Below are 17,923 nucleotides of genomic sequence, written 5' to 3'. Positions count from 1 at the left end.
TAAAAAAACCGCCCTGAATAAGCTTCAAGGCGGTCTGTATTTTATATTTTAATAATCTATCTCAGGCTGAAACTTCCATTCGCAAGAAGAACAGCGTCATTATAAACATAGACCTTATAAGTTCCTTCCAGTAGTTTATCCTCATCTGTATTAGAAAGAATACAAACATCCAGTTCATCTTTTTCGTAGAATACTTTCGAAGATGCGCTATAAACCATGGCTCCACCTTCATGTTGCACCACGATCTGGTCACCTACGAGTTCATTTTCAGGGTTATAAACCTGAACATACATAGTTTTCTCTCCTGTATCTGCAAGATCATTAGCCGTTAGAGTAAAACAGGTTCTAATCTGGTCAATCCGTCCCGTTCTATCATTTTCAACTAGTTTTCCGCTATTCCTAACGATGACACCTTCTCCTTTTAAACCTGTGATCTTAAGACGTGCCGCCTTGTCCACCTTTGTGGAAAGACTTTGGTTCGTATTACGCAAAGAATCTGAAAATCTTGTTCTTTCCTGCAAAGCAACGCTTGTACTATCCAGAGAAGTACTCAATTGTTGATTCTGCGCACTTAAACTATCTACCACGCGGAATAATCTGTCTTTCTCAGCTTTTAAATTACCGATCTCTCTTCTATATCTCGAGATCATAACCAGATTCGCTTCATTATCTTTTACTGAATCTAATAATCTGGTAATTCGATCACGCGCATTTACCAGGTCCTGATCCATCACCTCATTCTCATCGATTGCCTCATCGTATTTAATGATAAGTTCGTTCAATTCATCCTCTATAACTGTTTTTTCCTTCTGAAGGATCTCTTTATTCTCCTTTTCTTCGTTATAGAATTTGATGGTGTAAATACTCAGGGCAATAAGCGCCACGGCAAGTACACCTGTAAGAACTTTTAATGCAGTATTGCTTTTATTTTCTGTCATTATGAATCAATTTAGTTTGTAAATTTATACGTTTAACCAAGTCTGGTACAAGCCATTAACAAATGTTTCACGATTTCATCAATCTTCTTTATCCGGCTTCCTGTCACATTTGCCAGGCAGAACTTGTGAAAAATGAGCATATACTTTGCACCAGTTGCCTGCATGATCTTCCGGTTACCAGATATCATTTAGATAACGACAATCCGGTCAAAAAAATTTTCCAGGGCAGGGTAAAGATAGACAAAGCAACCGCATTATTACATTTCAGAAAAAAATCTGGGGTACAGCAGCTAATCCATGATCTGAAGTATCGCGGACACCAGGAAATTGGAAATTATCTTGGTGCATGGCTGGGAGAAGAGCTATCAGCGATCGATGAATACAGAGAAATAGACCTGGTTCTTCCTGTTCCTTTGCATAAATCCAGGTTAAAAGAACGTGGTTACAACCAGGTAGAAGCATTCGGAATCGAAATCGCCAAAAAACTGAATGCTCAATATAGATCTGATTTTCTATTAAAAGTAAACGCCATGCAAACACAAACGAGGAAAGGCAGGATCTCCAGATGGGGCAAAATTGAACAAACGCTCGAACTTCAGAAGCCCGATGAATTGAAGGGAAAGAATGTGCTGCTGGTTGATGATCTGGTTACGACCGGAGCGACTCTGGAAGCCTGTGCTCATAAATTACTTGAAATAGAAAATATCAGCATATCTATCGCCACCATGGCAATTACACACTAAGCATTGCGTTGTAATTCAAAATAATTGTTTCTTTGCTAAAAGAATTCCCTTTCATTCATGAAGAAAAGAGTACCCGGTTTTATTCTCGTTTTGATACTTCTGTTCACCACAGTACAGTGTGCAAAGAAAGGAATGCCCGAGGGCGGACCGGTAGATGAAGATCCGCCAAAATTCTTAAGAGCAAACCCTGAAAACTTTACTACGAATTTCGACAAAGAAGAAATACGAATTTACTTCGATGAATATATTAAGCTGGACAAACCTTCCCAGCAAATCATTATTTCTCCCCCCATGGTCCCAAAGCCGAACATCATGCCTTTGGGAACAGCGAGAAAAGATATTAAGATAGAGATCACGGATACTTTGGAAGAAAATACTACCTATGCGATTAACTTCGGAAAATCTATCGTCGACAATAATGAAGGGAATCCCTATGATTATTTCAAATATGTATTTTCAACAGGAGATTATATAGATTCACTGGCAGTTTCAGGAATTGTTAAAGACGCCAAGTTGAAAGAACCTTCAGAAGTAATTTCTGTAATGCTTTATGAAGCCGATACTTCCTACACAGATTCCATAGTTTTCAAGGAAACTCCAAGGTATATCACCTACTCCCAGGATAGCACTTTTAATTTCAGTCTTGAAAATCTTAAGGCAGGAACCTACAGGATGGTCGCGCTTATGGATAGTAATGATAACTATCTGTATAATCCTAAAAAGGAAAAAATTGGTTTTGTAGAAGGTGATATTACGATTCCTACTGAAGAAACCTTTGAGCTTACAGTTTTCAAGGAACAGCTCGAATTCGAACCTAAAAGGCCTAATCATTTTAAAGGGAACCAGATCATTTTTGGTTACGAAGGATATGCAGATCCCGATAGTATCAAAATCGATTTGCTATCCGCCAGGCCTGAAGGTTATCGCTCGAGAATAATTAAGGACCCTGTAAAAGACACTTTGTATTACTGGTATAATACCAGTCCGGGATTGGACACCCTCATGTTTGCGGTGAATTCTCCAGAGACACAGGATACTTTAATCGCGAGAATGGGAAATCTGGAACGTGATTCATTGATGGTTTCAACCGAAAATGGCGATTTGATCAAAGATTTTAAGTTAAAAGCTAACACGCCAATCGTTGAATATGCTGCAGACCAGATCAGAATCATGGATATGGATTCTACTGATGTTCCTTTTGAAGCTGAATTTGATCCATTGCTGAATGAAGTGAGACTGAAATTCGAGAAAAAGCCTTCAAATAATTATAATATCACTGCCTATCCAGGTGCGATCACAGATCTTTTTGAAGAAACGAATGACACCATTTACAAAAACATGACCACTAAAGATCTTTCGGCATTTGGTACTATTATCATAGATCTTCAGAATATTCAGCAATTTCCAGTGATCGTGCAGTTAACGAATATTAAAGGTGAAATTTTAGCGGAGCAATACTCCGAAGACCGGTCTAATTTTACTTTCAATTATCTCAATCCCGGGGATATCCTGGTGCGAGTTATTTTTGACAGCAATGCCAACCAAAAGTGGGATACAGGCAATTACCTGAAAAAGATTCAGCCGGAAAGAATTCAGTATTTAAGAGACACTTTGGAAGTGCGCGCTAACTGGGATCAACCTTACAAATTTAGTCTAGACTAAAAGAATCACGATCCTGAAGGAATTTCAATTTCTCACGGGTTTCCAGCATTTTCTTTTTGGATAGTTCGAATTCCTCCACGAATTCTTCAGGTCTATTCAGGCCGGTTATAGTATTACCCAAAACATCGTAAGCAGCAGAATGCCCGTTGTAAATATAGCCATCTCCATCCTCGCCGGTTCTATTCAATCCAATGCAGTAGCTCATATTTTCAATAGCACGAGCTTTCAGTAATGCATCCCACGCGTTTACACGCTTCTCAGGCCAGTTTGCTACATAGATCAATAGGTCATAATCATCGGTATTTCTGGCCCACACCGGGAATCTAAGGTCATAACATACCAGCGGACAAATCTTCCATCCTTTGTATTCTACGATCAACCTGTCTTTTCCAGCGGTATACGTAAGATGTTCCTTTGCCAGAGTGAAGGTGTGTCGTTTATCATAAATCTCATAATTCCCATCAGGAAATACGAAAAATAGTCGGTTATAATATTCACCCTGATCTTTTATGATCACACTTCCGGTAATTGCTGCATTTCTATGTTTAGCCGTTTGGATCATCCAGTTGAGCGTCTTTCCATTTGTTTCTTCAGCAAGATTTTCAGCATTCATACTGAACCCTGTCGTAAACATTTCCGGCAATACAATAAGTTCTGTCTTATCGCTGATCGCTTCTATCTTTTCTGAAAACATCTCCAGATTCGCATCAGAATTTTCCCATTCCAGCTCAGCCTGAATAATGGCTACTTGTAATTTATCATCCATACTCAAAAATATAAAATTCGTGTAAAGCTGTGCCAAAGCAGTGTTAAATCATTGTGCAACGCCCGCTTTATAAATAGTTTTATTCCACAAAAAAATCAAAATCATGAGTGTAGCAAATTTCTTTCAGAAGGATTCATATGTTTCTAATACAAGTCGTAGCGTAATTTCAGGTTTTATTGGTGGTCTTGCAGGGACTGCTGTTAAGACCCTTATTGAGCAGGTTCTTCCGGTTAGAGAAATTGACCAGAAGTCCTCCCAAATGAAGATAGTAGACGACCTTTCGACTAAGATCACAGGTAGCCCCGTAAGCACTCACAATGAAGCACTGGCAGAACAGTTAGTGAACATCCCAATGGGTGGTTCTCTTGGAGCCGCTTATGGATATGGAAAAAAGAACCGTTTTGGTCTTAAACCTATGGACGGGATCATTTTTGGTGCAACAACCTGGGCTTCTACTCACGAAACTTCTTTACCTATTTTAGGTCTTGAGCCTAAACCAACAGATGTGCCTATAAGAATGCAGATCAATGAGCTTTTTGCCCATGTTGCCTTTGGTGTAACTACAGAACTGGTAAGACATTATATCGATAAGCAAATGAGAGAGAGCAACTAAGCCTCTAATTGCTTCAGCATCTTTTTGATCCTGTCTTCTAGCTTTTCGGAAGATAATTTTTCTCGCATTCTATCTGTAATAATAGGAAAAGAGAAAGGTGTTGGTTTCGCACATTTTTTCCAGACAATTGTTTGTTTTGAAATTCTATCAAGGGAGATTCTCAATCTCCCTTCTTCTAATTGATGCTCAAAAGTCTCCCGAAAGGCTTGCTGATACAGTAAATTGTCCTCTTCATAATCTCTGAAAACACTGAACAATAGTTGAGAATTCGACTGAAGGTGTTTGCTTTTGATCAGCTTATTAGGATAGCCGGTAAATACCAATCCAGCAATTACCGCTATATCGCGGAATTTTCTACGGGCCATTTCCGTAGAATTTAAACTTTTATAGAGATCATCCATAAGATATTCTGCAGAAAAAAGATTGTTATCCAATACCTGCTGCATATCGATCTCCTGGTCTGAAAGTAATTCGAATCCGTAATCGTTAAATGCGATCGAAAAGCTGATTGGAACAAGCAAACTGATACGGTAAGCAAGCAAACTACCCAGAGCTTCATGCACAAATCTCCCGTCAAAAGGATAAAAAACCGCATGATAACCTTCCCTGGTTTTGAAAGTTTCTATTAAAAACTCATCTGCCTTTGGAATGATTGAATCTCTCTGTTGCCGTTTAAAAATAGGTTTTAAAGCTTCAAATTCAGGACTGGTCTTTTCATCCTGCTCCAATGCTGAAGCTTCATACATTTCATCGCGTAACAATTCACTCATTTGAGCAGAGAAAGTCATCCTTCCACCAGACCAACTGGGAACTTTAGCAGTTTTCTTTTTCGATTTTCTAACCAGTACCTGCATGTTCTTAATTCGAACGAGTTCCAGGTTTCTACCGGCAAAGGTAAATACATCACCAGGTTTCAATTTCGAAATGAAGAACTCTTCCATAGTTCCTATATAACCACCCTTAATATATTTTACACTAAGCACCGCATCGCTAACAATCGTTCCAATTTGAAGTCGGTGCCGCATGGCAACTCCCCGGTTATTGATCTTAAACTTTCCATCTTCTTCGATCTCCACTTTTTTATATTCGTCGTAAGACTGAAGACTCTGGCTACCTTTGGTGATAAAATTCAGGATCCATCGCCATTGATCTTCAGTAATACCCTGGAAGCAGAACGTACTGGCAATTTCCGGAAAGATCTCCTTTGGGAAGAACCCATTGGAGACTGCCAGCGTATTTAAATATTGAACTAAAACGTCAAAACTCATCAGGTAAGGCACTCGATCCTCCACCGCCTTTTTAACTACGGCCTTTTGTAAAGCTGAAGCCTCGATCAATTCTATAGCATGAGTTGGTAGAAAGTAGATCAAACTTACTTTTCCCGGCTGGTGACCACTTCTACCCGCCCTTTGTAAAAATCTCGCTACACCTTTAGGTCCGCCAATTTGTACGATCGTTTCCACCGGCGCGAAATCTACTCCTAGGTCAAGACTTGAAGTACAGACCACAGCTTTCAGACTTTCATTTCTTATCGCCTGCTCGACCCAAAGCCTGGTTTCTTTATTAATACTTCCGTGATGCATGGCAACTTCACCGGCAAACTCAGGGTATTTACTCAATAATTTCTGAAACCAGAGTTCACATTGCGACCTGGTATTGGTGAAAAGCAGCGTGGTTCTGGATTCCTTAATAATAGGCACCACCTCATCTAGCAAATGCAGACCTAAATGCCCTCGCCAGGGAAATTTCTCCATTTTCTTCGGAATAATGGATCGAACATCGATCTTCTTTTTCAGGAATGCTCTTACCAAAACCGAATTTTCAAAGGCTTTTGACTCTGGCCCAAGCAGTACTTCCCTTGCCTGATCAAGATTCCCGATTGTAGCAGAAATACCCCAGATCCTTAAATCTTTGGAGATAGCTTTCAGTCGAGAAAGCCCTAATTCTACCTGAACACCTCTTTTGGTCCCCAGTAGTTCATGCCACTCATCGATCACGATCGCCTGCAGATCCTTGAATGTTTTATCGTAGTTTTTAGAAGCTAGCAGTAATTGCAGGCTTTCAGGAGTTGTAATGAGCAGATCTGGCATTGATCGTTTCTGCGCGGCCCGGTCCTTCTGGGAAGTATCTCCGGTCCTGATACCCACAGTAAATTGCGTTCCCATTTCTTCAGCAAAGCGTGAAGCGGCCTGCTCGATCTCAACACTTAAAGCTCTAAGCGGAGTGATCCATATCGCCTTTAAGCCTTTCTTATGCTTCGTTTTATAATCCGGGTTTTTACGAATATAATCCAGCACTATTGGAACCCATAGGGCATAGGTCTTCCCACTACCGGTAGGCGCATTTAACAATCCGTTTTTCTTCTGAAGATAGGCTGTCCAGGTATCCTTCTGAAATTTAAAGGGTTTCCAGTCTTGTCCCGCAAACCAGTCATCTGCCAGTCCTATGAGTTCTGCCCTCTTCATTACGGTATGAGCGCTTTTAGATCTTCGAGCGTATTGGCTTCCTCGATCTTTTTATCTAATCTCCAGCGAAGTATCCTGGGAAATCTTGTAGCAACACCACTTTTATGTCTTTTGGATTCTGCAATTCCTTCAAAAGCAATTTCGAATACGTAATGTGGAGTTACACTTCTAACCGGGCCAAAGCGGTCCAGCGTATTTCGTTTGATCCAGGCATCCAGCTTTCTGAATTCTTTATCGGTAAGACCAGAGTAAGCCTTTGCGAAAGTCACCAGCTCCTTTTTTTCTTCATCCCAGAGCCCGAATGTATAATCTGTAAATAAATTACTTCGCCTTCCATGACCTCGCATGGCATAGGTAAGTACAGCATCTATGGTGAGAGGATCAACTTTCCATTTCCACCAGTCTCCTTTTTTTCTACCTACTAGATACGGAGAGTCTAGTCTTTTCAGCATTAATCCTTCCGACTTTACTTCTCTCGAATTTTCGCGTTCTACAGCTGCTTCCTCCCAGGTTTTGAATCGTATACTTTCTGAAAGATGCAAGGGCAGTTCATCGCTTCGAACTTCGTGATATAGCTTTTCCAGGATCTCACGTCTCTCTCCAAATGCCGTATTCCGGATGTCCTCACCTTCCCATTCCAGAATATCGTAGGCTTTTAAAATAACCGGTGTTTTTTCAAGAAGTTTCTTACTAACATTTTTTCGTCCAATACGCGTTTGCAGATCATTAAAAGTTCCAATCTCACCATCTGGAAATGGAAGAATTTCACCGTCGATCACCGTTCCATTGGGAACAACGCCAACCAAAGCTTCAAATTCGGGGTATTTATCGGTTACCAGTTCCTCTCCACGCGACCATACAAATAACTGGTCATTTCTAATAATTACCTGCGAACGTATACCATCCCATTTATGTTCGGCGCTCCATTCTGAAACATCACCAAGTGCATCAGGTTCATCTTCAATAGCGTAAGCAAGATAGAATGGATAAGGCTTTGAGAGAAAATCTTCTTCATTTTCCTCGAGAATAAGCTTATTGTAGGTGATTTTGGAAGGTTCCCAATTCCCCATTAATTTGTAAGCGAGGATATCTTCATCAATTTCGGTAGCTTTTGCCAGCGCACGAGTCATTAATTTCTGACTCACTCCTATTCGAAAACTTCCGGTTATAAGTTTGGTAAATACAAAGCGTTCATAATAATTGAGATTCAACCAATTATCAAAGAGGTATTCTTTCTTGACATCTTCTGGCTTCTTCTTCAGGTCAAGGATCTCCTGTAAAAACTGATTCAGACTCTTTTCCGTAGAACTGTCACTCTTCGGAATAACAAGTGCAATAGTTTCAGCCAGATCTCCAACAATATGATAAGATTCTTCAAATAGCCAGAGCGGGATATTCGCCAATTCTGAAGCCCATTCTCGCATGAGTGTGGTGTTTACCGGTCGGGGTGGTCGTCGATGACTCAAGATCGCGATGGTCCAGACCTTGTCTTTGTCTTCAGCATTTTTAAAATACTCGGTAAGAGCTTCTACTTTCAGAGTAGTTTTATTGGTACTATCCAGGGTTTTGATCAAATCTGCAAATGCTCTCATTCCGAATCCTTTTCTTTATCGCTTTCCAGTTGCCCGGTCTCACTTTCGTATTGAGTTTCTTCAGTTCTTGCGTCGTAACCCTGTTCGCGTAGATATTTCGAAAATATATCGGTATATCCATGAGTACAGATCACTTTTTCGCAACCAGTTTCTTTGATGGACGATAATAAACCCTGCCAGTCACAATGATCACTGAGCACAAAGCCTTTATCGATCGCTCTTCTTCTTCTGGCACCACGAAAAGTCATCCATCCACTGGCTGAAGCGGTTACATAAGGCACCATTTTCCTGATCCAGGTACTGCCATGGGCACTTCCCGGGGCTAGTACGATATTTCCTTTCATGTCTGCTTTGGTAGTTTCCCTGGTAACTCTCGTTGTTTCATGAAAATCCATTTGAGAACGTAAAACTTCAGTCATATTCTCAATGGCTCCGTGAGTATATATTTTTCCAATAGATGGATCCAGATGTTTCAATAATCGCTGGGCTTTTCCGAGGGAATAACCGAAGAGTACAGAAGTTCTGCCATCTGCCTGGTTTTGCGCCCACCAATTATTTATTTCAGTAAAGACCTGCTCCTGTGGAGTCCACTTAAAAGCGGGCAAGCCAAAGGTGCATTCAGTAATAAAAGTGTGGCATTTTACCGGCTCATAAGGGACCGCAACACCATCATCCTCTGTCTTATAATCTCCGGTGAAAACCCAGACTTCACCTTTATACTCGACCCTGATCTGGGAAGAACCAATAATATGACCTGCCGGATGCAATGAAAATTTCACTCCGTTGATCGTAAAGCTCTCATTCCACTTCTTGCCGGTGACACTTATTTCTCCCAGCCGGTGACTAATGATAGGCACGTTGCTATGATGCGTAATATATTTTTTGTGACCATACCTGCTATGATCTGCATGACCATGTGAAATGATCGCCTTATCCACAGGTTTCCACGGGTCCAGATATACATCTGCAGCAGCGCAGTAAATTCCTTTATCATTAAATGCCAGTAGCGGTGTTTCCATAAATTCTGAAGAAAATTGAATTTAAATAATACTCGATTCAAACGGAAAGGATTAAGAAAAGATTAGCGAACGACTAGCAAGAATAATGCTGGCTTTGCGTAATTAAAGTGCGGGATATCTTTATATTTGTAAGACTAAATTATATTACAAATGTCCTTTTCAGATTTATTTGGCTCAGGAGAGCATCTAAGAAACTTAAGTCATTTTGCATCGATCGTAAATCTTGCAGCCATAGACGGTGAGATTAATGATAGAGAAGAGAAATTACTTCAAAGATTTGCCCGTAAACTGGATATTAACGAAGAAGAATATGCCAAGGTGATCGAAAACCCAAAAGCATTTCCTCTTACCGGATCCAATAGTGTGGAAAGAAGATTAGAGCGGCTACACGATCTTTTCAAGATCATCTTTGCAGATAATGAGATCGACGAAGAAGAAACTGAACTTATCAAGCGCTACGCGATTGGTCTTGGTTTTTCCAGCCAGGCTTCTGAAGGAATTATCGAGCGTTCTATCCAGATCTTTAGCGGACACTTAAACTTCGAAGATTACCGTTATTTGCTTGAAAAAGATAATGACTGAGACTGATCTTCAGTTTCTGCTTTCTGCATAAACTCTTCAGCTTTTTCTACCATTTTCCTGCTTCCGCAGAAGAAGGGCACACGTTCGTGAAGCTCGGTAGGTTTTATGTCCATAATTCTCTGGAAACCATCACTTGCTTTTCCTCCAGCCTGCTCTGTTAAGTATGCGAATGGATTGCACTCATAAAGCAGTCGTAACTTTCCATTGTTGTTTTTTGAGCTCTTTGGATATATGAAGATCCCGCCTTTAATCATATTTCGGTGAATGTCTGATACCATCGAACCAATATACCTGCTAGTATAAGGACGATCTCCCTGTTCCTCCTGGCAGTATTTGATATAATCTTTTACTCCCTGGGGAAAATGAATATAATTCCCTTCATTAATAGAATAGATCCTTCCATCTTCAGGAAATTTCATATCTGGATGAGAAAGATACCAGGATCCCAGAGCAGGATTTAAAGTAAATCCATTCACTCCATGACCTGTGGTATATACTAACATGGTTGAAGTTCCATAAATAATATATCCCGCGGCCACCTGCATATTACCGGGCTGAAGAAAATCTTCTTTCTGAACCGGAGTTCCAATAGGTGTCACTCTCTGATAGATCGAGAAAATAGTACCTACAGAAACGTTTACGTCTATATTCGAACTACCATCCAGCGGATCCATTAACACTACATATTTGTTTTTATGATCGCGTTTATGCCCTTCGATCCGGATGAAATCATCATTTTCTTCGGAAGCGATCCCGCAAACGATCTCGCGATTGGTCAAAGTTTGAATAAACTTATTATTCGCATAAACATCCAGCTTTTGCTGATCTTCACCCTGAATGTTGGTCTCGCCATAAGCTCCTATGATATCCACTAGTCCGGCTTTATTCACCTCATGATTAACTACTTTGGCTGCTAGCCGAATGGAATTGATAAGTCTGGATAATTCTCCGGAAGAACCCGGGAAATCTGACTGGTTTTCAATGATAAATTCTCCGAGAGTTTGATTTGGCTTAGACATGAAATTGGGTTTCTGGCCGCTAAAGTATTAAATTTTGATCTCACTATAACGATTTCGCTGGCAATACTACTATTGTTTAAATTTGTAGAAAAGTATTTATATGGAAATTAACATTAGAAAGGCGGAAGCCCGGGACATGCAGGACGTTCTTGATCTCATAAAGGAACTCGCAATCTTCGAAAAGGAGCCAGATGCGGTCATTATTTCAGAAGAAGATCTTATAAGGGATGGTTTTGGTGAGCAACCTCTTTTCACCTGTTTTGTTGCTGAAATTGAAGGCAAGATTCACGGAATGGCACTTATATATTTCAGGTATTCCACCTGGAAAGGAAAAACTGTTCATCTTGAAGACCTGGTAGTTAGGGAGAGCTATAGAGGTAAAGGTCTGGGATCTGCACTTTACAGCCGCGTGATCAAATTTGCTTCCAAAGAAAATGTAAAAAGAACAGAATGGGTGGTTCTAAACTGGAATAAAGATGCTGCCGATTTCTATCGCAGAAGTGGTGCAAACGTCATGCAGGACTGGGATACGGTACAAATGGATGCAGATGGAATGCATGCCTATCTCCTAAATAAAAACATGCTTTAATAAGGCTTTAATAGACTTATCATCTACAATCCCTATTTTTGTTAAAATTTGACTTATGGAATATACAATTAGAGAGGCCAGACGTGAAGACATGCGGGATGTTCTGGAACTTATAAAAGAACTTGCCGCACATGAAAACCATCTTGATGATGTAGAGGTAGATGTTGCCGCACTGGAAAAAGAAGGTTTTGAACATGAAAACTTTAAATGTTTTGTAGCCGATGTTTCTGGTAAGATCGAAGGAATGGCGCTTGTATATTTCAGGTTTTCTACCTGGAAAGGAAGAACCGTACACCTTGAAGATCTTATCGTTCGTGAAAGTATGCGTGGAACAGGTCTTGGCGGAGCTTTATACCAGCAAGTTGTGAAATATGGTCACGAGCATGGCGTTAAACGTATAGAATGGGTCGTTTCAGAAGGAAATAGAAATGCGATCGAATTTTATGAAAACACAGGTGCACAAATAAAGGAGAGCTGGAAGACCGTGCATATGGAAGAAAGTGGTATCCATAAAAATGTGAAAAAGTAGTGATCAAAGTATTTAAGTTTGGTGGTGCTTCAGTAAAAGATGCTGAGGGCGTTCGCAACCTTTTAAAGGTTCTTGAAGTTACAGGAACTGCAGAAAAACTGATCGTAATTTCCGCGATGGGTAAAACAACGAATGCCTTGGAATTTGTTGTACAGGAATACCTGCAAAATTCCAGAGTTTCGAATACGCTGGAGCAAGTGAAAACTTATCATCTGGAGATCATGCAGGAGCTTTTTCCAGATACAAGAGCACAGGTTTTTACTAAAATTCATAGGCTTTTTACTGAACTTGAAAACTTTTTAGAACATAATAAATCATTACAATACGATTTCGTTTACGACCAGGTTGTGAGCTTTGGTGAGTTGATTTCTACCACTATAGTTAGCGAATACCTCAATAGTCAGCAGATTAAATCAACATGGCTGGATGCACGAAAATTCATTAAAACCGATAGCACCAATCGGGAAGCTCAGGTAAACTGGAGGTTAACTCAGGACCTCGTACTCAGTCATATCGATACCTCAAAGCTCAATATCACTCAGGGTTTTATTGCTTCAGATGCGAACAATTTCACGACGACATTGGGTAGAGAAGGCTCAGATTATTCGGCGGCGATCCTGGCCTATTGCCTTAATGCGGAAAATGTAACGATCTGGAAAGATGTTCCTGGTGTCTTAAATGCAGATCCGCGGCATTTTACCGAAACTCATTTGCTCAACCAGATCTCCTATGAAGAGGCTATAGAACTTGCGTTTTATGGTGCCTCGGTGATACATCCAAAAACACTACAGCCATTACAGCGAAAGGAAATTCCGCTTTATGTACGCTCTTTTATTAATCCTGCGGAAGAAGGCACTGCTGTAAGTAAGGGTAGGACTATTTTTCCCGAAGTGCCCTGCTTCATCGTGAAAAAGAATCAGGTATTGATCTCATTGTCTTCCCTGGATTTCAGCTTTATGGTGGAAGAGAATATTTCTGAAATATTCCGACTTTTCCATAAATATCAGATGAAGGTGGATCTTATTCAGAATTCGGCTATTAGTTTCAAGGTTTGCGTGGATAATAAATTCAACCAGCTTGAAAAACTGATCCAGCATCTTAAGGCGCGATTTAAAGTGGATTACAAAACCGGTGTTTCTCTCTATACCATCAGGCATTTCAATGCAGAAGCGATCGCTAGCCTGGAAAAGGATAAAACCGTACTTTTAAAACAATTGACCCAAAACACCGTTCAACTGGTAGCTGAAGATTGATTTTAGGTCAAAAACTAACCAAACCAGGTAACTATGGGAATTGTAAGTGCAAGAGAAGTAGCCAAAGTGATGAATCTTCGCAAATTTGGTTTTCTTGGTGACAGCATTGGCTGGATGATCCTTAAAACCACGAAACTTTCCCGCATTAATCGAGAATACGATAAACGCAAAAACCTTAATGGGATTGATTTTATAGATTCTATTCTGAATGAATTTGAGATTGATTTTGATATTCCGGAAAAAGACCTGAAAAGAATTCCAAAAGATGGTTCTTTTATTACTGTTTCCAATCATCCTCTTGGGGGAATTGATGGAATGATCCTGATGAAGCTGGTTCTGGAGAAAAGACCCGATTATAAAGTCATTGCAAACTTTCTTTTGCACCGTCTTGATCCTCTTAGACCTTACATTCTGCCAGTAAATCCTTTTGAAGACCATAAGGATGCCAAGTCCAGCCTGGGAGGAATGAAAAGATCGATCGCACACATCAAAGCCGGGAATGCCCTGGGAATTTTTCCTGCCGGGGAGGTTTCTACCAGCAAAGACAAACATTTAATCGTGGATAAACCCTGGGAACCTTCAGCCATGAAACTTATTCAGAAATCGAAAGTTCCGGTGCTTCCTATCTATTTCCATGCTAAGAACAGCGTATTTTTCTATCGCCTGGCTAGTATGAGCGATGTGTTACGTACTGCAAAGTTACCCAGTGAGATGCTTTCACAGAAGCGTAGAAAAATCAAGGTTAGAATAGGTCATCCAATTTCAGTAGAAGATCAGAAAGAGCATACGAATCTGGAAGCGTATACCGCATTTTTACGACGGAAAACATATATGCTTGCCAATGTTTTTGAGAAGAAAAATTTACTGTCCAAACTTCCCAGAACATTAAAGATTCCCAGATCTCCGAAAAACGTTGCTGAAGAAACCAATTCAGAATTAATGAGTCTTGAAGTGGAGAATTGCAGGAGAATGGATAAACGACTGCTGCAAAGTAAAAATTACGAGGTTTTTCTTGCCAAACGTGAAGTGATCCCAAACATCCTGAATGAAATTGGCAGATTAAGAGAGATCACATTTCGAGAAGTGGGAGAAGGCACAAATAAAAGTGTAGACCTTGACAAATTCGATGATCATTATCACCATTTGTTCCTTTGGGATCAAGAAGCTGAAAAGATCGCCGGTGCTTACAGAATGGGAATGGGAAATGAGATTTTTGCAGCTCATGGAATCGATGGTTTCTACCTGCAGGACCTGTTTGGTTTTGAACCAGAACTTTACAAAATGATGAGCGAGAGCATCGAAATGGGTCGGGCGTTTATCATTAAAGAATACCAGCTAAAGCCAATGCCTTTGTTTTTACTTTGGAAAGGAATTGTGCATTGTACCTTGAGGTTTCCGGAACATAAGTATCTGATTGGCGGAGTTACCATTAGCGACAAATTCAGTAATTTTTCAAAATCGCTGATGATCGAATTCATGAAGTCCAATTATTACGATCCTTATGTTGCACAGTATGTTCATCCCAAGAAGGAATTTAAAGTAAAACTTGTCGATGCAGACAAAGACCTTGTATTTGACGAAAGCGAAGCCGATCTCAATAAATTTGATCGTATCATTGATGAGCTGGAACCTGAGAACCTCAGGCTTCCCGTTCTTATAAAAAAATATATTAAGCAAAATGCCAGGGTGGTTGCTTTTAACGTGGACCCTTTGTTCAATGATGCGGTAGACGGACTTATGTATATAAAGATCGCTGATCTACCCGAGAGCACGGTAAAACCGGTGATGGAAGAGTTTCAGAAAGAACTTGAAGAGCGGGCGGCAGCAATTGCAAAAGATAAATAAGCTGCTGTTAAGATACTGTTATTCTGATGTTTTTACTGGACATTGGAAAGCCTGATTCTTAACTTGCAAACCTAAACGCTAACAACATGGAAAATATATTAATAGCCGGTGCAACCGGTGCTACAGGGAAAAGAGTAATCGAAATCCTGAACAATTCTGAAAGTTTTAATCCGCTGGCACTTATTCGAAAAGAAGAACAAAGACAGCAGTTTGAAGATATGGATGTAGAAGCTGTGATGGGAGATCTTGAAGGCGATGTAAGTCACACCATGAAAGGAATTGATAAGGTGATCTTCGCCGCAGGATCTGGTGGAGGAACCAGTGAGGAAAAAACCATTGCTGTAGACCAGGAAGGTGCTAAAAAACTTATTGATGCAGCGAAAAATTCCAATGTTCAGAAATTTGTAATGTTGAGCGCAATGGCAGCAGATGAGCCATCAAAGAATGAAGATCTTAAGCATTATCTAGAAGCGAAAAAAGAAGCTGACGATTATCTTCGTGCAAGTGGATTGAATTATACAATCGTAAGACCAGGTGCGTTGACAGATGATCTTGGCCTAGCCAAAGTTGAAGTTGCAGAAGGTTCACTTGGAAAAAGAGGAGAGATCTCCAGAGATGATGTAGCATTTTTACTGGTAATGTCACTGGCAGATCCATTAGTAAAGAATATGACTTTTGAGGCAATTGAAGGTCCACAATCTATAAAAGAAGCTTTATTAGATCTTACGACTAAAGCTTAAATGACATATTGAATCAAGAATAAAAAAAGCCATGCGATGCATGGCTTTTTTTATTCTTTATCTTTTTCTTTTTGATCCAGGAAAACCTGGTCTACAGGCTCCCATAATTCGATCTTGTTTCCTTCAGGATCCAGGATCCAGCCAAATTTACCGTAGTCATAGGTTTCCATTTCACCTACAACTTCTACTCCTTCAGCTTTCAAAACCTTCAGTAATTCTTCCAGGTTCTCTACCCTGAAATTCATCATGAATTGTTTTTCCGAAGGTTGAAAATATTCAGTTTTCTGATCCATCGGACTCCATTGCGTTGAGAAATCATTTCCCTGCTTATCCTTCCACCAGAAAGTGCAACCGTATTGATCTGTATCCAAACCTAGATGCTGATTATACCAGCTTTTTGAAGCATCCGGATCTTTTGCTTTAAAAAAGAAACCTCCTAAACCTGTAACCCTGTTTTTCATAATGAATCGAATTTATCCCGGTAAATTTTAAATTTCTTTACTTGTTTAAAGTTAAGTGAGATATCTAAGGCTCTAACGTGAAGCCCTATTTACTTATTCTCAACTCCAAAGCTCCCTATGATCTTATCTGCAATCACTGTGGCCAGTTTCTCGTGAGATTCCTGGGTCCACCCTGCTACATGCGGACTCAATAGTGTATGTGGCATGAACATAAGCTCTCTTAAAGCTTCCGGAATAGGATCTGCCGCACTTATGCTTACGTTCTTTTTATTGCCAAAAAGACTTTCAAAACTGGATTTTTCATATTCCAGTACATCCAGCCCTGCGCCTAGAATTTTCCCTTCTTTCAAGGCTTCCACAAGATCCTCTGTTACCGCACTTTTCCCTCTGGCTGTATTGATAAACCAGAATGGCTTCTTAAAGCTAGCAATAAATTCCTTATTGATCATTTGATGGGTTTTTTCTGTTAACGGAGTATGCAAACTCACGACATCAGCCTTTTCGAAAAATTCATCGTAGGAAACCTGTCTTGCATTCTCATCGGCAATTCCCTCCTTCAGATCATAGAAAATAACATCAACATCAAAACCTCTGAGCTTTCTAGCAAAACTCTTCCCCATATTTCCGTAGCCTATCAAACCAACAGTTTTACCGTCCAGTTCCACGCCACGATTTTCTTCACGATGCCATAATCCTTCACGAACCTCACGATCTGCTTTGTTGAGTCGGTTAAACAGGGATAACAGCATCCCAAGAGCATGTTCCCCAACAGCATTTGCATTTCCTTCCGGCGCAGAAAATAGTTTGATTCCGCATTCCTGAGTATATTCCACATCAATGCTTTCGAGTCCGGCGCCAACCCGGGCGATAAATTTCAAATTTGGCGCAGCATCAATAAATTCTTTATCGATCTTATACCTGCTTCTTATGACGATACCATCGTATAGATGTTGATTCTGAAGGGTTTCTTCCCGGCTTTGTTCGAAGCCTTCCACATTATGATGGCCAGCTTCTGCCAGTTTTTTCATTAATATAGGGTGATTCGTATCTGCGTGTAGGATGATCATGTCTTTCTTATTTGAATTTAGCAATTTTCACAGTTTCAGT

Annotated in this window: 17 protein-coding genes; 9 read left to right on the top strand and 8 right to left on the bottom strand. The window is 40.2% G+C overall.

The genetic code is table 11. The features are described from left to right. Positions 1–56: 56 nt before the first annotated feature. The gene (locus tag QZ620_RS00205) at positions 57–938 is read right to left on the bottom strand and encodes a hypothetical protein (protein WP_295177822.1); all 882 of its coding nucleotides are present in this window, start codon (positions 936–938) and stop codon (positions 57–59) included. A 62-nt stretch (positions 939–1,000) separates the two neighbouring features. On the opposite strand from QZ620_RS00205, the gene QZ620_RS00200 reads away from it, so the two are divergent. Next, positions 1,001–1,681 carry a ComF family protein gene (locus QZ620_RS00200; protein ID WP_295177821.1) on the top strand — a complete coding sequence of 227 codons (681 nt, stop codon included), beginning with the start codon at positions 1,001–1,003 and terminating at the stop codon, positions 1,679–1,681. A gap of 57 nt (positions 1,682–1,738) precedes the next feature. Further along, entirely contained in the window at positions 1,739–3,343 is a 1,605-nt protein-coding gene (locus QZ620_RS00195; protein ID WP_295177819.1) for an Ig-like domain-containing protein, read from the top strand. Here QZ620_RS00195 and QZ620_RS00190 read toward each other — a convergent pair. Then, positions 3,330–4,109, bottom strand: coding sequence for an amidohydrolase (locus QZ620_RS00190; protein ID WP_295177817.1), 780 nt, complete (start codon positions 4,107–4,109; stop codon positions 3,330–3,332). The two genes, QZ620_RS00195 and QZ620_RS00190, sit on opposite strands and share 14 nt — an antisense overlap. Before the next feature lie 103 nt (positions 4,110–4,212). On the opposite strand from QZ620_RS00190, the gene QZ620_RS00185 reads away from it, so the two are divergent. Continuing rightward, positions 4,213–4,722: a DUF1440 domain-containing protein gene (locus QZ620_RS00185; protein WP_295177815.1), complete on the top strand. Its 510-nt coding sequence runs from the start codon at positions 4,213–4,215 to the stop codon at positions 4,720–4,722. Here QZ620_RS00185 and QZ620_RS00180 read toward each other — a convergent pair. Genes QZ620_RS00180 through QZ620_RS00170 form a run of 3 tightly spaced genes read right to left on the bottom strand, consistent with a single transcriptional unit; the run spans position 4,719 to position 9,798 of the window. Beyond that, positions 4,719–7,187, bottom strand: coding sequence for a ligase-associated DNA damage response DEXH box helicase (locus QZ620_RS00180; RefSeq protein ID WP_295177814.1), 2,469 nt, complete (start codon positions 7,185–7,187; stop codon positions 4,719–4,721). The genes QZ620_RS00185 and QZ620_RS00180 overlap by 4 nt on opposite strands. After that, a complete protein-coding gene (locus QZ620_RS00175; RefSeq protein ID WP_295177812.1) occupies positions 7,187–8,779 on the bottom strand; it encodes an ATP-dependent DNA ligase in 1,593 nt (530 codons plus the stop codon). Before QZ620_RS00175 ends, QZ620_RS00180 begins: the two co-directional genes overlap by 1 nt. Then, positions 8,776–9,798, bottom strand: a complete 1,023-nt coding sequence (locus QZ620_RS00170; RefSeq protein WP_295177810.1) for a ligase-associated DNA damage response exonuclease — start codon at positions 9,796–9,798, stop codon at positions 8,776–8,778. The genes QZ620_RS00175 and QZ620_RS00170 overlap by 4 nt, the downstream gene beginning before the upstream one ends. A gap of 150 nt (positions 9,799–9,948) precedes the next feature. Between QZ620_RS00170 and QZ620_RS00165 the strand changes: the two genes are divergently transcribed. Continuing rightward, entirely contained in the window at positions 9,949–10,380 is a 432-nt protein-coding gene (locus tag QZ620_RS00165) for a TerB family tellurite resistance protein (protein ID WP_295177808.1), read from the top strand. On the opposite strand, the gene fbp is transcribed toward QZ620_RS00165, so the two are convergent. Then, positions 10,353–11,399, bottom strand: a complete 1,047-nt coding sequence (gene fbp, locus QZ620_RS00160) for a class 1 fructose-bisphosphatase (RefSeq protein ID WP_295177806.1) — start codon at positions 11,397–11,399, stop codon at positions 10,353–10,355. The genes QZ620_RS00165 and fbp overlap by 28 nt on opposite strands. A gap of 100 nt (positions 11,400–11,499) precedes the next feature. Between fbp and QZ620_RS00155 the strand changes: the two genes are divergently transcribed. From QZ620_RS00155 to QZ620_RS00135, 5 genes are all read left to right on the top strand, one after another. Beyond that, positions 11,500–11,988: a GNAT family N-acetyltransferase gene (locus tag QZ620_RS00155; protein WP_295177804.1), complete on the top strand. Its 489-nt coding sequence runs from the start codon at positions 11,500–11,502 to the stop codon at positions 11,986–11,988. A 55-nt stretch (positions 11,989–12,043) separates the two neighbouring features. Then, positions 12,044–12,517, top strand: a complete 474-nt coding sequence (locus QZ620_RS00150; protein ID WP_141879052.1) for a GNAT family N-acetyltransferase — start codon at positions 12,044–12,046, stop codon at positions 12,515–12,517. A 2-nt stretch (positions 12,518–12,519) separates the two neighbouring features. Further along, positions 12,520–13,770, top strand: coding sequence for an aspartate kinase (locus tag QZ620_RS00145; RefSeq protein ID WP_295177884.1), 1,251 nt, complete (start codon positions 12,520–12,522; stop codon positions 13,768–13,770). A gap of 33 nt (positions 13,771–13,803) precedes the next feature. Next, on the top strand, positions 13,804–15,615 hold the full coding sequence (locus QZ620_RS00140; protein ID WP_295177800.1) for a lysophospholipid acyltransferase family protein: 1,812 nt from the start codon (positions 13,804–13,806) through the stop codon (positions 15,613–15,615). An 86-nt stretch (positions 15,616–15,701) separates the two neighbouring features. Continuing rightward, positions 15,702–16,355, top strand: a complete 654-nt coding sequence (locus QZ620_RS00135; protein ID WP_295177798.1) for an SDR family oxidoreductase — start codon at positions 15,702–15,704, stop codon at positions 16,353–16,355. 50 nt (positions 16,356–16,405) lie between these two features. Here QZ620_RS00135 and QZ620_RS00130 read toward each other — a convergent pair whose 3' ends face one another. Together QZ620_RS00130 and QZ620_RS00125 are read right to left on the bottom strand one after the other, a co-directional pair. Continuing rightward, complete coding sequence (locus QZ620_RS00130) at positions 16,406–16,816, bottom strand: VOC family protein (RefSeq protein WP_295177796.1); 411 nt, start codon at positions 16,814–16,816, stop codon at positions 16,406–16,408. Positions 16,817–16,905: 89 nt separating this feature from the next. Then, on the bottom strand, positions 16,906–17,883 hold the full coding sequence (locus QZ620_RS00125; protein WP_295177794.1) for a 2-hydroxyacid dehydrogenase: 978 nt from the start codon (positions 17,881–17,883) through the stop codon (positions 16,906–16,908). Positions 17,884–17,923: the final 40 nt, after the last annotated feature.

Origin of the sequence: uncultured Christiangramia sp., assembly GCF_913046405.1 — a bacterium.
Lineage (GTDB): Bacteria > Bacteroidota > Bacteroidia > Flavobacteriales > Flavobacteriaceae > Christiangramia > Christiangramia marina.
Note: the sequence above shows the minus strand (reverse complement) of the source record. Positions and strands in the feature narration are given on the sequence as shown.

Coding starts and splice junctions, on each gene's coding strand:
- QZ620_RS00205 (WP_295177822.1), bottom strand. CDS start 938: ATGACAGAAAATAAAAGCAATACTGCATTAAAAGTTCTTACAGGTGTA.
- QZ620_RS00200 (WP_295177821.1), top strand. CDS start 1,001: ATGTTTCACGATTTCATCAATCTTCTTTATCCGGCTTCCTGTCACATT.
- QZ620_RS00195 (WP_295177819.1), top strand. CDS start 1,739: ATGAAGAAAAGAGTACCCGGTTTTATTCTCGTTTTGATACTTCTGTTC.
- QZ620_RS00190 (WP_295177817.1), bottom strand. CDS start 4,109: ATGGATGATAAATTACAAGTAGCCATTATTCAGGCTGAGCTGGAATGG.
- QZ620_RS00185 (WP_295177815.1), top strand. CDS start 4,213: ATGAGTGTAGCAAATTTCTTTCAGAAGGATTCATATGTTTCTAATACA.
- QZ620_RS00180 (WP_295177814.1), bottom strand. CDS start 7,187: ATGAAGAGGGCAGAACTCATAGGACTGGCAGATGACTGGTTTGCGGGA.
- QZ620_RS00175 (WP_295177812.1), bottom strand. CDS start 8,779: ATGAGAGCATTTGCAGATTTGATCAAAACCCTGGATAGTACCAATAAA.
- QZ620_RS00170 (WP_295177810.1), bottom strand. CDS start 9,798: ATGGAAACACCGCTACTGGCATTTAATGATAAAGGAATTTACTGCGCT.
- QZ620_RS00165 (WP_295177808.1), top strand. CDS start 9,949: ATGTCCTTTTCAGATTTATTTGGCTCAGGAGAGCATCTAAGAAACTTA.
- fbp (WP_295177806.1), bottom strand. CDS start 11,399: ATGTCTAAGCCAAATCAAACTCTCGGAGAATTTATCATTGAAAACCAG.
- QZ620_RS00155 (WP_295177804.1), top strand. CDS start 11,500: ATGGAAATTAACATTAGAAAGGCGGAAGCCCGGGACATGCAGGACGTT.
- QZ620_RS00150 (WP_141879052.1), top strand. CDS start 12,044: ATGGAATATACAATTAGAGAGGCCAGACGTGAAGACATGCGGGATGTT.
- QZ620_RS00140 (WP_295177800.1), top strand. CDS start 13,804: ATGGGAATTGTAAGTGCAAGAGAAGTAGCCAAAGTGATGAATCTTCGC.
- QZ620_RS00135 (WP_295177798.1), top strand. CDS start 15,702: ATGGAAAATATATTAATAGCCGGTGCAACCGGTGCTACAGGGAAAAGA.
- QZ620_RS00130 (WP_295177796.1), bottom strand. CDS start 16,816: ATGAAAAACAGGGTTACAGGTTTAGGAGGTTTCTTTTTTAAAGCAAAA.
- QZ620_RS00125 (WP_295177794.1), bottom strand. CDS start 17,883: ATGATCATCCTACACGCAGATACGAATCACCCTATATTAATGAAAAAA.